Here is a 19,272-nt window from a genome sequence, read left to right on the forward strand (position 1 = left end):
AATATTGTCAACTTACAATACCCATATTTCCTAGATTTAAGAGTTGCTTTTTACCGCCTTCGGCGATAGATTTGTAGATAGCTTCTACAATAATCATATCCCGTTTACCCATTTCTCCTGGTGCTACATTCACCGTTCCCTTAAGAATATGTTTGGCAAAGTCATCCATTTGTAAAGCCTGTTGTCTTTTGTGCGGAAATTTAATATCATTCCCTTTGGATGTTATTCCGCTAATGGGACCATAACTATGTGCTGGATTTAATTCAAACCAACCTTTATCACCATGTACCTTTAAACGATTGCCATTGGCATTATGGGAAGTCATCATGTGCCCAACTGCTCCTGAAGAAAACTCAAACTGCGCTGTTATGGTCTCATCGGTATCTTTAAAGTAATCCGGTCTTGTACTGAATTCTTGCGCACTTACGGCTATAGGATTTTGTCCTGTGCCATAAATGGAAGTCTGTATGGCATATACACCCATATTCACTAAAGCTCCTCCTCCCGATAAAGCATGATTTAATCGCCATTGTTCAGGATTTCCCCTTGATATGTAGGCAGCATCAGATGAAACAAAAGTAACCTCGCCAAAAGTTTTTTCTTTGACATATTTCTTAACTTCATTGGTATACGGGTCAGATTGCATACGGTAACCTACGCTTAATTTAACCTTAGCATTTTTACAGGCATTAATAATCGCATCGCACTCTTCTACGCTTACCGCCATTGGTTTTTCACATATAACATGTTTACCTGCTTTTGCAGCACGAATACAAAAATCCGCATGCATGCTATTGGGTAGCACAACATAAACAATGTCTATATCAGGATTATCGGCAATGGAATCAAAATTTTCATAATTATAGATACTAGTTTCATTCAGATTATACTTTTGTTTCCAAATGGTCTCTTTATCTTTAGTCCCAGTGACTATCCCTGCTAAATAACAATGGTCCGTAACCTGCAATGAGGGCGCCAGTTGATGTGTGCTGTAGCTGCCTAAGCCGACTAGGGCAATGCCTAATTTAGATTTTTTCTGTGCCAACGTATTCGCACAGGCTAATGAAGTTCCGCTAAGTAAAGTAGCACTAGCAAGTCCTTTTCCTAGGGTTATGGAAAAATCTCGTCTGGTCAGTTTATTCATAATCTTATGCTGTTTTTTCTTCTTAAATATACACAGAAAGACAGTTCTTTTAAATAGATAGCTAGAATAGAATACTTTTCCTAAAAAATGTATATTTTTAGAAGGACTAATTCAACCATAAAATGAGAACATCCATATCCACTTTACTTATCCTAATGCTTTCTTCAGTGTGTTTGGCTCAAGGGCGAACCATACCTGTAGATACGGCTATTACCACTCAACATAGTGTAACCATTAATGGCACTACTGTTAATTATACCGCAAAAACCGGCACCCAACCCGTTTGGGATGAAATGGGCAAGCCAACTGCTGCCTTACATTATACCTATTATACAAGAAATAATGTAAAGGACAGGGCATCGAGACCCTTACTAATTTCGTTTAATGGTGGTCCGGGCTCAGGTTCTGTTTGGATGCACTTGGCCTATACCGGTCCTAGAGTTTTAAAAATTGATGACGAAGGTTATCCCGTACAACCTTATGGTGTCAAAGAAAACCCTTTTTCCGTGCTAGACGTAACTGATATTGTTTATGTAAATCCAGCGAATACCGGGTATTCTAGAACTATCCCTGAAACCGGCAAAGAAGTGGACAGGGAAAAGTTTTTTGGTATCAATGCAGATATTAAATACCTAGCAGAATGGTTAAATACATTCGTAACTAGAAATAATAGATGGCGTTCTCCAAAATATATCATTGGGGAAAGCTATGGAGGTACTCGAGTTATGGGGCTTTCGTTAGCACTTCAAGAACAACAATGGATGTATCTCAACGGGGTAATTATGGTTTCTCCAGCAGATTATAAAGTTATTCGGGTCGGTGGGCCTGTATCCGATGCTTTGAAGTTGCCCTATTTTACCGCCGCAGCTTGGCATCACAAAGCCTTACCAGCAGAATTACAGGAAAAGGATTTGTTAGAAGTTTTACCGGAATCCGAAGCGTATACCATTAATACACTAATCCCGGCAATGGCCAAAGGCGGTTTTATTTCAGATAATGAACGCCGAGCCGCTGCCAAAAAGATGGCATACTATTCCGGATTAAATGAAAAGGATATTTTAGACCAAAACCTGGCAGTACCGACTTCCTTTTTCTGGAAAAACCTTTTGAAAGAAAAAGGCGGTTACACCATAGGAAGATTAGATTCTCGCTATCTAGGGATAGACAAACAACTTATGGGCACTAGGCCGGACTACAATTCGGAATTAACTTCTTGGCTTCATAGTTTTACCCCGGCTATAAACTACTATTTACAGGAAGAGCTAAAGTTTAAGACCGACATAAAATATAATATGTTCGGTCCTGTACACCCATGGAACAATGAAAATGATAATACAAGGGATGATTTAAGACTTGCTATGGCACAAAACCCTTATTTAAACGTTATGGTTCAATCTGGTTATTATGATGGTGCAACTACCTACTTTAACGCGAAGTATACCATGTGGCAGGTAGACCCAAGTGGGAGAATGAAAGACAGGTTTAGTTTTAAAGGATACCGTTCAGGACATATGATGTATCTTAGAAGGGAAGATTTAAAAAATGCCAATGACGATATAAGGGCGTTTATTGCAAAAACCTTGGCGAACGGGAAGAGTGCTAAATACTAATTTCTGTTAAGCACTTTTGGAGATATAGCAAGAACATAAAGCGAGGTGCTTGTACTGTCAAAAGCTTTGTTTAATTCTTGTATTGTTGGTTTATTTGCTCCTACGGCATCTCTAAATTGCTTATCGCGCCGTCTTTTTTTACGTTGTTTAAAAATATCAATGGTCACTCCCACACTGGCACCGCCCAATACCGTTGCTAATAAATCATCATTGTCCCATCCGTCATATTGGGCTTTATCTATACTTTCCTTGGCCAAGCCTATAAGTATACTACCCCCTACCGAACCCACAAAGGTCCAGGTCCTGTCCCCTTTAGAAATTTGATTGGCAACCCCTGCACCTACTAGTCCGTATAAATTACCTCCTAAAAAATGAAGTGCTTTATCACTTTCTACTTGGGAATGGGATTTCCAAATAAAACAAAGGAGTATAAGTAGTACAGCAACTTTTTTCATAACATTGCAAAGATATTAATATCGTACAAGAAGGTTGTTAGAATAGTCTCACTCTTTTATGACATATTACAGAACAGCAATAAAAAATTTAAAATACTATCTTAGGTAATTCATGCTACTTATGGAAATTAAAACATTTTTAAAGACGCTTAGCTTCATGCACTTGGCCTTGGTAATAGGCCTATCGATTTTTACAGTTCTTGCCTTTACTCAAAATAAGGGTTTTAATACGGAAACGGGCAGAGAAAATATGCTCTTATATGTCGTACCGATTGCCGCACTTTTGGGCTATTTCGGGAGTCAGTTACTGTTCAAAAAGTTACTTTTAAAAATTTCTGACACAGATTCTTTAGAAGAAAAACTCAAAAAATATCAATCTGCATCACATATAAAATATGCTTTGATAGAGGCTCCTGCCTTTCTGGCTTTATTTGTATATTATAATTCTGGAAACGCCCTACCCATGGTTATTGCGGTATGTCTTTTGGTTTATTTATTTGTTCAAAAGCCAAGTAAACAAAAAATTCTATTAGAAGTACCTTTTAGTGATGAGGAAAGAAAGAGATTAGAATAATATGAAACCTTATGATATCATGAAAAATTACAAGTTTTTATTTATGGGCATTTTTAGTTTTCTAATAGGTTTACAACAAACAACAGCTCAAGATTGGGCGGATTTGAATCGTTTTAAAGAGGCAAATAGTCAACTGACGGCTCCTGAAGAAAATGAGAATAGGGTGGTATTTATGGGAAATTCCATAACCATTGGTTGGTTAAACGCCCGGCCTAGCTTTTTTAAAGGTAAACCATACGTAAACCGCGGTATAAGTGGCCAAACAACACCTCAAATGTTAATTAGGTTTCGACAAGACGTTATTGACCTGCAACCAAAAGTAGTAGTCATCTTAGCGGGCACCAACGATATCGCAGGAAATACCGGGCCGTCTTCACTTGAAATGATAGTGGACAATATCAAAGGCATGGCAGAGCTCGCAGCGGCGAACGATATAAAGGTCATACTATCTTCTACTCTACCGGCGTATGACTATCCATGGCGACCTGGACTAAAACCGAATGAGAAAATTCCTGTATTGAACAATATGATTAAGGAATATGCCGAAACTAATAATCATATTTATCTCGACTATTTTTCTACAATGGCAGATGAACGTAACGGACTACCTAAAAAATATGCTGAAGATGAAGTTCACCCAACTATCGAAGGTTATAAAGTAATGGAGCCCATGGTTGAAGCTGCAATCAAATCGGCCCTTAAAGAAGAATAATTGAAAGAAACCAACGAACATTGGGACACTATCATTATTGGTTCTGGGGCTGGTGGTCTAGCGGCAGCCATTTGTTTATCTAGGGCAGGTCAAAAAGTCTTGGTGCTAGAACAGCATGACGTCCCAGGCGGCTGGTGTCATAGTTTTTATCTCAATGGTCATAGGTTTACTCCAGGTGTTCATTACATAGGCCTTTTAGGCGAGGGAGAAGCCACAAGTGATTTATATAAAGGGTTAGGTATAGCGAATGATTTAGTTTTCTTTAGAATGAATCCCAAAGCCTATGAACACGTACGCATAGGAGATTATCATTTTGATTTTCCGGATAATCCACAGGATTTAGAGAAGCGATTAATCGCTGCATTTCCAAAGGAAGAGAAGGGAATAAAAAAGTATTTAAAACTTATTCGCCTAGCCAGTGAAGAACTATATTCCCTGCCTTATATTAAAGGATTCTGGCAAAAACTAACCTTACCATATCGTACACGTCATTTCGGGAAATATGGTCTTTTTAGTCTTCGTAGGGTCATCAATTGGCACATCAAAGACCCATTACTTAAGAATATTTTGAACATTCAATGCGGTGATCACGGGGTACAGCCTAGAAAGGCAGCTTTTATATTACATGCGGCTTTAATGTTTCATTATTTTAAAGGAGGTTATTATCCCATGGGCGGTGGTGGTGCTCTGATTAAAGCAATGACCAATGCCATCAAAAAACATGACGGTATCATTAAAACAAGCACGGGCGTAAGTAAAATAGTCTTGGATAATTCTGTAGAAAAAAAAGCCATTGGCGTGGAACTTGAAAACGGTACTAAGCTATTCGCTGAAAATATAATTTCCAATGCTGATGTAGGAATAACTTATAATCAGTTGGTAGGCCGTGAGAATCTAAGCACTAAACTACTTAAAAAGTTAGATAAGACCATATATTCCTGCACCTCTTTGATGTTATTTTTAACCGTAGAAATGGACCTTAAAAAATCTGGATTAGACTCTGGTAATATTTGGATGATGCCAGATAAAGATGCTGATGACTATTACGATTCCGCAATGCAAAAGGATATTTTACAAGGAGAGGCTTTTGAGGGCATGTTCATTAGTTGTACTACGTTAAAAGACCCTACAAGTTTTGATGGTAAACATCATAGTATTGAAGCAATTACCTTTATTGACTATACAGCCTTTGAAAAATATAAAAATGAGTCAGAGGAAAGGTCTGCCGCATATCTCCAATTTAAAGAGAAGCTAACAGAAAAAATGATAAACGGGTTAGAAAAAGTTGTACCCGGAATCAAGAACCATATCGTTTCCAAAGACTTAGGTACACCTATTACCAATGAATATTATATTAATACAACGGCGGGTAATGTTTATGGTACTGAAAAGAGCTTAAAACATATAGGGCCATTTGCTTTTAAAGCAAAAAGCGAAATAGAAAATCTTTATCTCTGTGGCGCCAGCATACTTTCACACGGTGTTGCAGGTGCAAGCCACTCAGGCGTGGCTACCGCATCGATAATCTTGGGTTGCACACCAGATGAGCTGAAAGAACCGCACCCCGAACAGGATTTGACTATATTAGAAGCAGAAGCGGATAAAGAAACCTATCCAGAACATATCAAAAAAAAGATAGCTTTAAGACAAAAAAAAGCAAGTGAGAAATTATCAATATAGCCCAAAAACTAATCTCTTAAGGATACAATAGCGGAAAGAACTTACCTCGCATCTTTTTTCCTTTTTTAATTGGAGGTACCCCTTTCAATAGTTCATCATCAGTATTACTAACCGTACCATCAGCGAAAACATTAAGTACAAATGCCCTTCTAGGCCTAGCTGATTTATTCTCAAAAGAACCATGAACTAAAAGCGGATGGTGAAAAGTTGCATATCCCTCTTGAAGCTCTATAGGTTCTGGTTTAAATGCTTCTTTTTGTTCTTCTGTCAGATAACTCAATATTCCATTCATATCACCAGCTAATTCCGGTGCTTTTAAAAGACCCCATTTATGACTTTTAGGAATATAGTGTAAACAACCATTTTCTGTTGTAGCATCATCCAAACCGGTCCAACAGGTCAAGTGTTGCATGGCAATAGTTCTTGTCCAATAAGAATAATCTTGATGCCAAGCCACCACCCCGCCATGTTCAGCAGGTTTATAAAAAAGTTGATCATGCCAAAAACGTACCGGTTTATCCTCTAAAAGTTGATGAGCTGCCATCACAAATGCAGGATTCCATAACACATCATGGAATCCTTCTGTAATTCTCCAATGTCCTAAAGAATGAAATAATATACTATCGGAATTGGCAGATTCATTACTATGAAATTCATAGAACAACGAATGTCCAGTATGGTTAGGGTCTATAATTTCTGCTAGTTCCTTACGCAATTGTTCCACAACACCATTATCCAATAGTTTGATTCCAGCCACATAGCCAAATTCATGAAAATGCTGTACTTGCTCCTTGCTAAGTTTGTACTGCTCCCACTCCTCTTTATTAGTAGGCCATTTAAATAATTCCGATACCAAATCATGTATATCCGCTAAGTCTATCATAGGTATATTTGATGAAATTAACCATAATTAAAAAGAGAACATACATATAAGAAAGCAGAAAAAGAAATTTTTGAGACCAACGACTTAACGGCATAAGTGAATTTACTTTTATTGGTACAGATCGTAGCCTTCTTTTTGCTATTTTTGAAAAATTTTTGATGACTAATAAAATGAAAAAAACACTACTAATTATTGCTGGTATACTTGTCTCCTGTAACAGTGCCCAAAAAACGGTAACTCCTTCTGAACAAGAAAGTACCGTTAAAAGTGTAGATCCCGTTGTTTATGCAGAAACTATTACCGAAGGTGAACTAAAAGAACATCTCTACACTTATGCTTCCGACGAGTTTGAAGGAAGAGAGACTGGTGAACCCGGACAGAAAAAAGCGATAGCCTATTTAAAGGCGGAATATGAAAAATTAAATATTCCCGCGGCAAAAGAAGACGGTGATTATTTTCAAAAAGTACCGTTAGAAGTAAGTAAACTTCCAATCGGGAAATTAATCCTCAATGGTACCGATTATTTACAGGGCGAACACGTGCTAACTTTTAATGCATCGGATTTTTCTGATGATGAAATTGTCTACGTGGGTTACGGTATAGAGGAAGATACTTACTCAGATTACAAAGGAATGAATCTAATGGGCAAAGTTGTACTCGTTAAATCGGGAGAACCAAAAAATCCTGATGGTACTTACAAGGTCTCTGGAACTAATGAACCGTCCATTTGGAGTAATATGTCCGAATCCTTAGGAAAGAGAATTGAACTTGCAAAAGATAAGGGTGCAAGAGGAGTACTATATTATGACAACAATAATTTCAGTCGTTTTAAAAGAAGGTTCGATTATATGAGAACGAACGATAGTGGACGTATGAGCCTTAAGGATTATAACACTGAAAATTTTTCGAGTATTTTCATTGACGATATTATGGCAAAGGCTCTATTTCCCGATATAGATGACAACCACTCCCCTGCATTGTTAAAAACTAACGTTTCTTTAAATTTTGAAAGTTCTAATGATGAAGTTAATTCGGAAAACGTGGTCGCAATGATAAAGGGGTCCGAAAAGCCAAATGAATATGTTGTCGTTTCTTCTCATTTAGACCATATCGGTATTACCGCTAACGGCGAAATAAATAACGGTGCGGACGATGATGGTTCCGGAACGGTAGCACTTCTCGAAATAGCAGAAGCATTTAAAAAAGCTAAAGACGCTGGTAATGGACCAAGAAGATCAATAGTGTTTTTACATGTCACAGGAGAAGAAAAAGGACTTTTAGGCTCGCAATACTACGCCGATGTGGAACCCATTTTTCCTTTGGACCAGACTGTAGCGAATTTAAACATTGATATGATCGGGAGAATAGACCCAAAAAGAGAAGGTGATAGAAATTACATTTACCTAATTGGATCAGATAAATTAAGTACAGAACTGCATGAACTATCTGAAGAAATGAATAAGAAATATGCAGATATAGAATTGGACTACACCTATAACGATGAGAACGACCCCAATCGTTTTTACTACAGAAGCGATCATTATAATTTTGCAAAGAATAATATTCCTATTATATTTTATTTTAACGGTACGCATGCCGATTATCATAAGCCCAGCGATACCCCGGATAAGATTAATTATGATTTATTACAGAATAGATCAAGGCTTATATTCCATACCGCTTGGGAGGTAGCTAATAGAGAAGAGCGTGTAATAGTGGATAAAGCTGTGAAGTAAATTGACCTTGGAGCAATCTCACTAGTTATTCCTAAGAAAGGAATAATTAAATTCTTGACAAACTTCAGGTCTGAAGTATTGTATAAAAAAAACCCGAACAAAATGTTCGGGTTTTTTATTAAAACGCCTTTAGGGTGGAAGACCGGGTTCGAACCGGCGACCCTCGGTACCACAAACCGATGCTCTAACCAGCTGAGCTACAACCACCATATAATAGCGGTGGCAAAGGTAGATTTTTTTAAAGTATATTTCAAAATAAAAGATGCTTTATTTAAAACATTATTCTCGAAATAATTATCTACATTAGACGTAACCGAGACCAATAAGATTTAGAAATTTAACTTACAAGCACATCAATTGATTTTAAAAAAAATATTTAAATTCCAGATTTCGCTTTTTTATACGTTTCTCTTTGTAACCCTTACGCTATATGCTCAAGAAACTTCAAAGGATAGTTTAATTCAACAAATCAATACGATAAGAAATCAAGGTAGCCAGAGCTTACAAAGCAATACTTATGTTGATTTGTTAACAGAACTGGCTAAGAATTATAGATATAGAAACGCAGATAGTATAATACTATTAGTAGACGAAGCTCTAAGCATTTCTTCTAAAACTAATTATGTCCATGGCAGGGCACTTGCATTACTAAGAAAAGCAGATTACTATTCCGATACGGGGAAAGAAGAGAAAGCCAATGAGTTTTACAGGAAGGCAGATAAACTAGCCACTCAATTCAGTTTCCCTAAACTCAAGGCAGAAATTTTAAAAAGTATTGCCATCCACGAGTTTGTAAGTCAAAATCTCGAGCATACAGTCAAAGCCTCATATGAAGGTATAGAGATAGCTAATAGAAATAAATTCTATGAACTAGAAGCTAAATTAAGGCATAATTTAGGGTATTGCTATAGTTATTATAAATTATATGATGAGGCACTTGTGGAATATATAATAGCTGATAGTCTTTGGAATTTAGCCAAGTCAGATTCATATCAGAAGGCTTCGACAATGGCTAACATTGCCCTGAACGCTATTGAAAAAGGAGATTTAAATCTAGGTAAAACATATAGTGAAAAAAGCATAGCTATTCTTGAAAAACATAATAATCCGCTATGGCTATCCAGAGCGTATAGAACCCAATGCCGATATTTCATAAATAAACAAGATTACAAAACAGCATTGAACTGGATTAAAAAGTCCGATAGTATACTATCAAAACTATATAATCCAAGGGATCAAATGGAAATTGATTTAATACGTTCTACCATCCTTACCAATTTGGAGCATCTTAACGAAGCAAAAAAATATGCACTAAGCACGCTGGAATCAGCATTAAGTTTTAAGGATTCACTTTCACAAGCTAAATCGTATGATATTTTAGAAAAGATAGAAGGACATACTAAAAATGCCTACGCGTATCATCAAAAAAGTGAACAAATAAGAAGTTTATTGAATGAGAATGATAAAGTTCAGAATATTGCGCTCTTGAGGGCCAAAATGAACTTCGCAAAAGAAAAAGAAAAAATCAACCTGAAAAACTTAAAAAACACATTAACACAACAGAAGTATTTTCAATGGATAAGCGCAGCACTTCTTACAACAATTATCATAACATTAATCGTATACAAATCAAATAGAAAGGAAAAATTACTAAACAAAGAGCTTGAAGAAAAAACAAAAATCCTTTTTGAAAATCAAACAGTCTTAAATCAAATTAATGATAATCAAGATAAGCTTTTTTCTATCGTTGGTCATGATTTAAGAGGTCCTATTGTCTCATTAAGAGAACTAGTTGATTTTACCTTAGAAAATAAATCAGGTAAAGAATATTTTACAAGATTTGCTCCTAAACTAAGATCAGATTTAGATCACATACACTTTACTCTGGACAATCTCCTCAGCTGGGGACAATCACAGATGAAAGGAGCTACTACAAGCAGTGAAAAAATAAATATTAAAGAAGAATTTAGAACAATACATCAGTTCTGCCAAAAAACGCTAAATCAAAAAAAAATAATTCTAAAAAAAGAGCTATCCGAAGATTTAGAAGTGTGCTGTGATAGAAATCATTTCCATATAGTATTCAGAAACTTAATTTGCAATGCCATTAAATTCACTGATGAACATGGCAAGGTCATTATAGAAGGGACGAAAGAAATAGATAATATCGTTATCAGTATAACCGACAATGGTATCGGCATGTCCAAAGAAGTATTGAATAAGGTGTTCAATAGTTCAGAGCATTACTCAACCTTCGGAACTAATAACGAGAGAGGAACGGGGCTTGGCATAAAACTGTGTAAAGAAATGCTAAAAAGGAATAATGGTGCTATTTATACGGAGAGTAAGGTTAATTCAGGGACCACTATTTATGTTGTACTACCAACAGCAGAGCTACGGCACTCTGCATAATTAGCTATTGTATAGCTTAAGAAGCATAATTTAATTTCCACTTGATTAGTTATTTGACTACTTTTAAGAATAACCAAAGTGCTACTTTATATTGTAATATTTAGTAAATTAAATCAACTATTGTATAAACTTCGTTTACTAATATTAGTTTTCTTTCATCTAACTCTTTTAGAGAGTTTTTCTCAAAACTCTAAAACAGATAGCCTGCGGGCTATTGTTAAGAATTATCGTTCCTCGGTACCAAATCACGAAAAAGATACAGTGTTCATAAAACACTTACTCAAGCTTGGGAATAGTTTTGGTTATATTAAGTTAGATAGCATGCTTGCCTATGCTACGCTTTCTAATAAATTAAGTTTAAAAATTGATTATCGCTACGGTATCATTGCTTCGAATAACCAAATTGGGAATTTTTATATGCTTAAAGGAGATTTCGAAAAAGCGAAAAAAATTCATTTGAAAAATTTAGAATCCGCAAAAACGAATAAGGAATTTAGACTTGTTACAGACAGTTACAATTCTATATCTTATATACATGTAAGAAATAATGACTATCCAAAAGCTTATAAGACTTCATTAGAGGCTCTAGATTTTGCTTACGAACATGAAGATTACGAAAATGCAATAAAAATGAATTTGAATATCGGCGTCATGTTTTCATTGCTTAAAGACTATGAAAATTCGTTACGTTATTTTAAAGAATGTTTGAAGTATCAAGAAGTTTATAATATAAGAGTAAATGAGGGTATGGTGCAAGCCAATATGGGGTATTCCTATTTCCACCTAAAGCAATATCAAAAAGGATTACAACATTTAAATAAAGCCCTAAAAATTTTTAAAAAGTCCCAAATCCCACAATGGAAAGCCTTTATCTATGTTACCATGGGTCAAATCTATTTTGAAAAAAAAGACCTAGAAAAGGCACTTGACTTTTTCAAGAAAGCGGAAACACAACATAAACAGATTGAGGATAAAAAAGGAACTGTTGACATGAAAATAGGGCTGGCAAATACTTATTTTGTATTAGGTCAGTCAGAATTAGCCGAACAATACGCTGAAAAAGCAAAAATTTTTGCTGAAGAGCATAAATATTTAGAGGGTCTTCTAGGATCATCGGAAATATTATATAAATTAAATAAGGATAGTGGTGATTTTAAAGAATCACTTGTTCATTTAGAATATGCGCGTAAAATTGGAGATTCTATCTCTTTTGAAAAAAACAAGAATATTCTATTGATGGACGAGGCTAGGCTTAACTATGAAAAAGAAAAGGATAATATTAAAGCCTTAGCAGACAATACCATAGCTGAACAAAAAAAGTATGTTGCATGGGCGTTAATTGGTTTATTTATGGCCGTATCGGCTTTTTTAATAATATTTAAATCAAACAGCACAGCTAAACATTTAAATAGAAAACTTGCCGAACAAACAAAGATTCTCTCGCAGAGTCAAAAGAACCTTAATCAAATTAATAAAAATCAAGAAAAATTATTTTCTATTGTTGGACATGACCTACGCGGACCAATTGTATCTCTCAAGGAGCTTGTTGGACTTAGTCTAGAGCATGATTCGGGAAAAGATTATTTCCTACGCTTTGCACCTAAATTAAAAAAAAGCCTGGATCACATTCATTTTATGTTAGACAATCTTTTGAACTGGGGCCAAGCACAGATGAGAGGAGCTACTATAAACACTGAGGTTGTAAATGTGAAGGTAGAAATAAGAGAAATTCATAAGTTGTTTGAAAAAAACATAAAAGAAAAGAACATCGCTTTTCTAAATAATATAAGAGAAGAAACTAAAGTACATTGCGATTTAAATCATTTTAGTATCATATTTAGAAATTTAATAAGTAACGCTATAAAATTTACACCAGAAAATGGAACTATTGAAATAGATACCATAAAAGTCGATAACAAGATTAAAATCGTCTTGAAAGATAATGGAGTTGGTATGAGCAAAGAAACTTTAGACAAAATATTCGATAACTCAGAACATTATACCACTTTCGGCACTAATAATGAAAGAGGAACGGGCATTGGTTTACTATTATCTAAGGAAATGATAGAGAAGAATAATGGTAGTATTCACGTAGCGAGTACAATCGGAAAAGGAAGTGAATTTACAATTAATTTACCACTGTTCAATTAAAATTAACTTTATCTATGTTTAAGATAATTCCTTAAAATTTAGCTGAATTGAATTCTATTTAGATAATCATAAAAGCTTATAACACAGCAGATAAATAGCTAAATTATCGATGAAATACCTAATAGTGTCGATAAAACACACAAAAATTGACGTTTCACAACATTAATTACCTCTTGAGAAGAAACTAGCACTAATTTTATTTCCCATAATAGATTTTGGAAACCATGCTAGCCAAATATGATTCCTTGACCAGAGAGGTCTTAAACAAGATACAGCGCATAATACTTTTAATGCTAGTATTGATGACCATTAATATTAATTCACAAGACAATCCGCGTGATAGTATTAGGGACCACATCATAAAGCTTCAAAAGAGTAAAGGTGCCAATAGCACCGATACCCTTTATATTAATTCACTTTTAGAGTTAGGTATTGCCCAACGGTATTACCAGTTAGATAGTTTACTTATACTCTCCAAACAGGCATTGGAACTAAGTAAAAAAGCCGAATACCAATTCGGAATAGCGGAAGCGCACTCAGGAATGGCAACATTTTACTCGGACAGAGGTAAACACAAAGAAGCTATTAAGAACTTTAAAAAAGCTTTAGAAATAGCACAAGATCTCAATGATACAGATTTAAAGCTGTCCATGCTAAATGATTTAGCTGGAGAATATGGTTATCAGGGAAATTACGCCTTAGCTCTAAAAGAATACTTAAGAGCTATTGAACTTTCAGAACTAGTAGATAACAAACATGTTTTGTCTATTATTAATGAAAATATTGCCAATCTTTATATTTCTCAAAAAGACTTTAAACAAGCAATGCTCTTTTATAAAAAAGTAAAATCCTTAAACGCAGAAATTGGAAATCCTGTTTTTACGGCAGAAACAATGAGTAATATGGCTTCTGCCTATGCGGATATGGGGGAATTAGATCATGCAATGTTCAATGCAAATAGTGCAATACGCATATTTGAAGATGAAAGAATAATGGATTGGCTAGCATACGCTTATGAGACAAAAGGTAAGACTTACCTAAAACAAAAGAAGTACACATGGGCCATGTATTGGTATAAACAAAGTGAATTACTGCATAAGGATTTAAATGATGAAAGGTCAGAAATACCACTGCTAAATGGAATGGCAGAGGCAAGTCTTCATATGAAAAAGGATAGTATAGCAGAAGTGTACGCCCATAGAGCTCATGAACTCTCCAAAAAAATAGAAGATATTGCCGGCACAAAAGATTGTGCCAAAACACTCTACAATATCTATAAGAATAAAGGAGACTATGCTACGGCTTTAGAATACCACGAACTTTTTCAAAAAATAAGTGACACCCTAAATAGAAAAGAAAATAAAAAAGGGTTGACCATGCTCAAAACCAAAATTGAATATGACCAACAAAAGGAACAGTTGATTTTGGAAAACGAGAAAGCCTTGGCAAAACAAAAAAATTATGTCTATGCAGCCTTTTTTATATTATTCATCTTTTTAGGTATAACAATATTGGTTAGAAGAAATGAAAAAATTCAAAAGAAATTAAACAAGGAACTCATCTCTAAGAAAACAGATTTGGAAAAGAAAGAGGAACACCTAAAAGATGCCAATCTAACAAAAGATAAACTATTTTCTATCATTGGACATGACCTTAGAGGACCAATAGGAGCCTTTCAAGGTTTAATGAAACTTTTTAAGGAAGGAGAAATGTCTAAAGAAGAATTTTTAGAATTTGTTCCAAAGTTAAAATCGGACATTGATCATATCGCGTTCACCCTAAATAATTTACTTTCATGGGGACAAACACAAATGGATGGTTCCGTTACCAAACCAGCAGTAACCTCCTTGGAAAGTATCGTAGAAGAAAACATCGCTTTACTTTCTGAAATTGCCAATAGTAAATCTATAAAGCTAATTAATAGAATAAAAGCCAATACATTAACATGGGTAGATACAAATCAAATAGATATTGTTATACGGAATTTAATAAGTAATGCACTAAAGTTTACCCCTGAGAAAGGAATGGTTACCATTGGAGCTGTTGAAAAATCCAAATATTGGGAAATTTATGTGAGAGATAATGGTGTTGGAATGAATGAGGAAACCTTAGGTAAAATTTTCAATAAAAGTTCAAATCATACGACGTACGGAACAAATGACGAAAAAGGAACAGGATTAGGGTTATCATTATGCAAGGAAATGGTAGAAAAAAACAAAGGTATTATTTGGGTAGATAGTGCCATAAATAAGGGCTCCAGTTTCTACTTCACTGTTCCAAAAGCCCAAAAAGAATATAAAATAACTGCTTAGATGATATCGCTCAAAGAATCTACTGCTATCATTCTTTCAACATTAAATCCTTCTGCATAGTCTTTTCCAATTAATCTTCCCATATCCTGTGCTCTATACCGCACACTTTCAATAAAGGTTTTACTGCTAATAGGGGTTTCGGGTTCATCACTATTTGGATCATGAAATTGCGAGTTATAAGCAAGAATAGCTTCGGTCTTTTTATCCATAAAACCGCTGATATCTACCACAAAGTCCGGGACCAAGTTCTTCCATTGTATATAATGATATACTAGCTTTGGCCTCCAAGGGTTTTGAACTTCGTCCATTAAAATGGTTTCAATTTTTATCAGACCACTTAAAAAGCAAGAATCACTGACTAACTTACTTCCTTTTCCATGGTCTATATGACGGTCATCAATCGCATTGCATAGTACAATTTCTGGACGGTATTTCCGTACCATTTTAATCACCTCTAATTGATGCGCTTCATCATTGATGAAAAAACCATCTCTAAACTTAAGGTTTTCCCTGACTTCAATTTTAAGAATTTCACCAGCAGCAGCAGCTTCTTTATCTCTTATCTCGGCGGATCCGCGAGTTCCAAGTTCTCCTCTTGTCAAATCAATGATACCAACTTTTTTTCCTTTGGCTACCTCCTTGGCAATAGTACCTCCCGCACCCAACTCAGCGTCATCAGGATGCGCACCAAATACTAGTATGTCTAATTTCATTTCGATAAAATAATATGCTATAAATCCTTTGTCCGTTTTTTGGATGAAAATTACAACGAGTTAATCTTCTGCAGAAACAACTGCTTGTCCTTTAGTTATTAATAATGCCTTTTCAATGTCATCAATTAAATCCGCCACTTCTTCAATACCTACTGAAAAACGTATTAAACCATCCTTAATGCCTTGTTGAGCCCTTACTTCCGGACTCATTAGCGCGTGTGAAGTTTGCGTGGGCGATAAGACCGTACTCTCGACCCCTGCCAAACTCATTGATGACTTAATCAAACTCAAGGATTTTTGAAATAAAGAAGCATTCAAATAAGGTTTTAACTCAAAGGATAGCATTCCACCAAAACCTTTCATTTGTTTTTTAGCCAATTCATGATCCTTATGAGAAGGAAGTCCCGGGTAATAAACATGGTCAATATCCTCGTGATTGTTTAAATAGGTCGCCATTTCCATAGCATTAGTATTTTGTGCCTTGACACGCAGGCCCATGGTCTTAATACTACGTTCTAACAGCCATACTGTATAATCACTTAAACTACCTCCAAAATTTTTTGCTAAATGAAAGATACGTTCCATGTGTTCTTCACTAGCAGCTACCGCGCCAGCACATATGTCCGAGTGTCCGCCCATGTATTTGGTAGCACTATGGATAACGACATCAATACCGAAATCTAACGGATTTTGATTTACCGGGCTCGCAAAAGTATTATCGATCATAGAAACGATATTATGTTTTTTTGCTAGCGCACCGACAGCGGCTATATCCGTAATTGTTAATAGTGGGTTTGATGGTGTTTCTATGTAAATGACCTTGGTATTTTCTTTAATCTTAACTTTAAAGTCTTTTGGTTCCCAACCTTCTGTAAAGGAGTATTCGATACCATATTTCTCAAACTCTTCGGTTACTAGATTATAAGTTCCGCCATAAAGGGTTTGTTGCAAAACCACATGATCACCAGCTCTTAAAAAAGCCATTAGAGCTGTACTAACCGCAGCCATACCACTTCCAAAAATAAGGGCCGACTCTGCGTGTTCCAAAGCCGCAATTTTTTTACATAATCCCTCTTGGTTGGGCGTATTGAAATATCTCGGATACCGTTTTACGTCTACATCATCAAATGCATAAGAGGTACTCATATATAAAGGTGAAACTGCTCCTTTATGCTGTTTATCCTCAAGCTCACCCACATGGGTACACACTGTATTCAATCCTTTTCTCTTGTCGCTCATGCTACATAAAATTTACGTTTTAAAGGTACAAAATAACCTTATACTTGAAATTGTTTCCATCTTCCTCTTTTAAATAAAATGATAGCGATAATGGCCAATAGAATTTCGGCCAAGGTAATCGCCATAAAAACGCCCAAAGCGCCGAGTTCTAAGTAAAATGCGGCTATATAGGCAAATGGCAACTGAAATAACCAAAACGCAATTACATTTATTCTTGTAGGCGTTCTTGTATCACCAGAACCGTTAAAAGCCTGTGTAACTACCATACCATAGGCATAGAAGATATAACCCGTGGCAATGATCTGTAAACAGAGACCTCCATATTCAACAACGACGGGTGCATTATTGAACCAGCTTACTATATCCTTAGCAAAAAATAGATAAACAAGAGAAACAGCTCCCATAAAATACGCATTGTACTTTCCCGTTTTCCATACTGATAGCGCTGCCCTATCTGGTTTTTTAGCTCCTAGATTTTGTCCTACTAGAGTTGCTGCTGCATTACTCATACCCCATGAAGGCATTAAGGAGAATAACATCACTCTAATAGCTATTGTATAACCCGCAAGTACTTCAGTTCCAAATTCGGACATCATTCGCATTAAAAAAACCCAACTAGAAGTTCTAATTAAGAATTGTGCTATACCACCCAGAGAAATATTAACAAGGTTAATCATAACTTTCATATTCAATATTAAATCCTTGACGTTCAATTTTATACTACTCCATCCAAAAAACAGTATACATAGTTGAAACAACACCGCTACTCCTCTACCAATATTCGTAGCAATGGCAGCGCCCATTACACCATATTCTGGAATTGGACCCCAACCAAAAATAAAAAGCGGATCAAGAATAATATTTAAACCATTAGAAAGCACTAAGGTCCACATGGCTACAGATGCATCCCCCGCACCCCTAAATATGGCATTGATAAGAAATAATAACATGATGGTCATATTACCTCCCAAAAGCCATTGGGTATAACCAAAACCTTCTTCAATAAGGCTTGTCTCCGCACCCATCAAAGAAAGGATGTCCTTTGCAAATAAAAAACCTAAAACGCCAACGGAGACGGAAACCAAAACTCCTAAACCTATAGCCTGTACTGCGGCTATTTTCGCTCCCTTCACATCTTTCTCACCAATTCTACGAGCAACTATTGCAGTAGCTGCCATACTTAAACCTATAGCTACTGCATAAATTAAAGTAACTACTGATTCTGTAAGTCCTATAGTTGCAACTGCGTTAACACTAACTTTTGATACATAAGCAATATCTACCAAAGCGAAAATAGATTCCATGAGCATTTCCAATATCATGGGAACGGAAAGCATGAAAATGGCTTTTCGAATACTACCTGAAGTAAATTCGGATTCTTTACCACTAACGGCTATCCAGAAATAATTAATAAATTTTTGAAGTGATTTTATATATGATCTCATAAAATAGAAATTTAGTTATTGAAAAAAAGAAGTAAAGTCTAATAAACCGCAATTGGAACAGCGGTTATGAAATATGCCTGGCGGCAAAGACTTTTGATATCAATAAAATTTCTAGAGCTTCATAAGACTACAAATATGAGAAAAAATATGCTACCTTAGAATATTGATTTTTAATTTTTTAAGGAGGTTTCTTTAACGAGTACCTG

General features: G+C 35.6%; 14 protein-coding genes and 1 tRNA gene. 8 read left to right on the top strand and 7 right to left on the bottom strand.

Features of this window, described 5'->3' with window-relative positions; all coding sequences use genetic code 11:
* Positions 1-7: 7 nt before the first annotated feature.
* Positions 8-1,144, bottom strand: coding sequence for a Gfo/Idh/MocA family protein (locus SJY09_RS05435; protein ID WP_396637948.1), 1,137 nt, complete (start codon positions 1,142-1,144; stop codon positions 8-10).
* Between the two features lie 122 nt (positions 1,145-1,266).
* On the opposite strand from SJY09_RS05435, the gene SJY09_RS05440 reads away from it, so the two are divergent.
* Entirely contained in the window at positions 1,267-2,754 is a 1,488-nt protein-coding gene (locus SJY09_RS05440) for a S10 family peptidase (protein WP_396637949.1), read from the top strand.
* On the opposite strand, the gene SJY09_RS05445 is transcribed toward SJY09_RS05440, so the two are convergent.
* Complete coding sequence (locus tag SJY09_RS05445; RefSeq protein WP_396637950.1) at positions 2,751-3,209, bottom strand: hypothetical protein; 459 nt, start codon at positions 3,207-3,209, stop codon at positions 2,751-2,753. The two genes, SJY09_RS05440 and SJY09_RS05445, sit on opposite strands and share 4 nt — an antisense overlap.
* 121 nt (positions 3,210-3,330) lie before the next feature.
* On the opposite strand from SJY09_RS05445, the gene SJY09_RS05450 reads away from it, so the two are divergent.
* Genes SJY09_RS05450 through SJY09_RS05460 form a run of 3 tightly spaced genes read left to right on the top strand, consistent with a single transcriptional unit; the run spans position 3,331 to position 6,175 of the window.
* A complete protein-coding gene (locus SJY09_RS05450) occupies positions 3,331-3,783 on the top strand; it encodes a hypothetical protein (RefSeq protein ID WP_396637951.1) in 453 nt (150 codons plus the stop codon).
* A gap of 19 nt (positions 3,784-3,802) precedes the next feature.
* Positions 3,803-4,495 carry an SGNH/GDSL hydrolase family protein gene (locus tag SJY09_RS05455; RefSeq protein WP_396637952.1) on the top strand — a complete coding sequence of 231 codons (693 nt, stop codon included), beginning with the start codon at positions 3,803-3,805 and terminating at the stop codon, positions 4,493-4,495.
* Entirely contained in the window at positions 4,496-6,175 is a 1,680-nt protein-coding gene (locus SJY09_RS05460) for a phytoene desaturase family protein (protein WP_396637953.1), read from the top strand.
* A 16-nt stretch (positions 6,176-6,191) separates the two neighbouring features.
* On the opposite strand, the gene SJY09_RS05465 is transcribed toward SJY09_RS05460, so the two are convergent.
* Complete coding sequence (locus SJY09_RS05465; RefSeq protein ID WP_396637954.1) at positions 6,192-7,058, bottom strand: phytanoyl-CoA dioxygenase family protein; 867 nt, start codon at positions 7,056-7,058, stop codon at positions 6,192-6,194.
* 170 nt (positions 7,059-7,228) lie between these two features.
* Between SJY09_RS05465 and SJY09_RS05470 the strand changes: the two genes are divergently transcribed.
* Entirely contained in the window at positions 7,229-8,794 is a 1,566-nt protein-coding gene (locus tag SJY09_RS05470) for a M28 family peptidase (protein ID WP_396637955.1), read from the top strand.
* Between the two features lie 132 nt (positions 8,795-8,926).
* On the opposite strand, the gene SJY09_RS05475 is transcribed toward SJY09_RS05470, so the two are convergent.
* Positions 8,927-9,002 (bottom strand) — tRNA-His (locus SJY09_RS05475).
* Positions 9,003-9,151: 149 nt separating this feature from the next.
* On the opposite strand from SJY09_RS05475, the gene SJY09_RS05480 reads away from it, so the two are divergent.
* The 3 genes from SJY09_RS05480 to SJY09_RS05490 all read left to right on the top strand — a co-directional run bounded on the left by SJY09_RS05480 (position 9,152) and on the right by SJY09_RS05490 (position 15,669).
* Positions 9,152-11,206 carry a sensor histidine kinase gene (locus tag SJY09_RS05480; RefSeq protein WP_396637956.1) on the top strand — a complete coding sequence of 685 codons (2,055 nt, stop codon included), beginning with the start codon at positions 9,152-9,154 and terminating at the stop codon, positions 11,204-11,206.
* A 120-nt stretch (positions 11,207-11,326) separates the two neighbouring features.
* Positions 11,327-13,357: a tetratricopeptide repeat protein gene (locus tag SJY09_RS05485; RefSeq protein WP_396637957.1), complete on the top strand. Its 2,031-nt coding sequence runs from the start codon at positions 11,327-11,329 to the stop codon at positions 13,355-13,357.
* A 224-nt stretch (positions 13,358-13,581) separates the two neighbouring features.
* Entirely contained in the window at positions 13,582-15,669 is a 2,088-nt protein-coding gene (locus SJY09_RS05490) for an ATP-binding protein (protein ID WP_396637958.1), read from the top strand.
* On the opposite strand, the gene bshB1 is transcribed toward SJY09_RS05490, so the two are convergent.
* The 3 genes from bshB1 to SJY09_RS05505 are packed head-to-tail and all read right to left on the bottom strand — an operon-like array spanning position 15,666 to position 19,066.
* Positions 15,666-16,382, bottom strand: a complete 717-nt coding sequence (bshB1, locus tag SJY09_RS05495) for a bacillithiol biosynthesis deacetylase BshB1 (RefSeq protein ID WP_396637959.1) — start codon at positions 16,380-16,382, stop codon at positions 15,666-15,668. The two genes, SJY09_RS05490 and bshB1, sit on opposite strands and share 4 nt — an antisense overlap.
* A 60-nt stretch (positions 16,383-16,442) precedes the next feature.
* The gene (locus tag SJY09_RS05500) at positions 16,443-17,621 is read right to left on the bottom strand and encodes a trans-sulfuration enzyme family protein (RefSeq protein ID WP_396637960.1); all 1,179 of its coding nucleotides are present in this window, start codon (positions 17,619-17,621) and stop codon (positions 16,443-16,445) included.
* A gap of 38 nt (positions 17,622-17,659) precedes the next feature.
* Entirely contained in the window at positions 17,660-19,066 is a 1,407-nt protein-coding gene (locus SJY09_RS05505) for an MATE family efflux transporter (RefSeq protein ID WP_396637961.1), read from the bottom strand.
* Positions 19,067-19,272 lie beyond the last annotated feature (206 nt).

The organism is Maribacter sp. R77961, assembly GCF_044594925.1.
In the GTDB taxonomy this organism is placed as follows: domain Bacteria; phylum Bacteroidota; class Bacteroidia; order Flavobacteriales; family Flavobacteriaceae; genus Maribacter.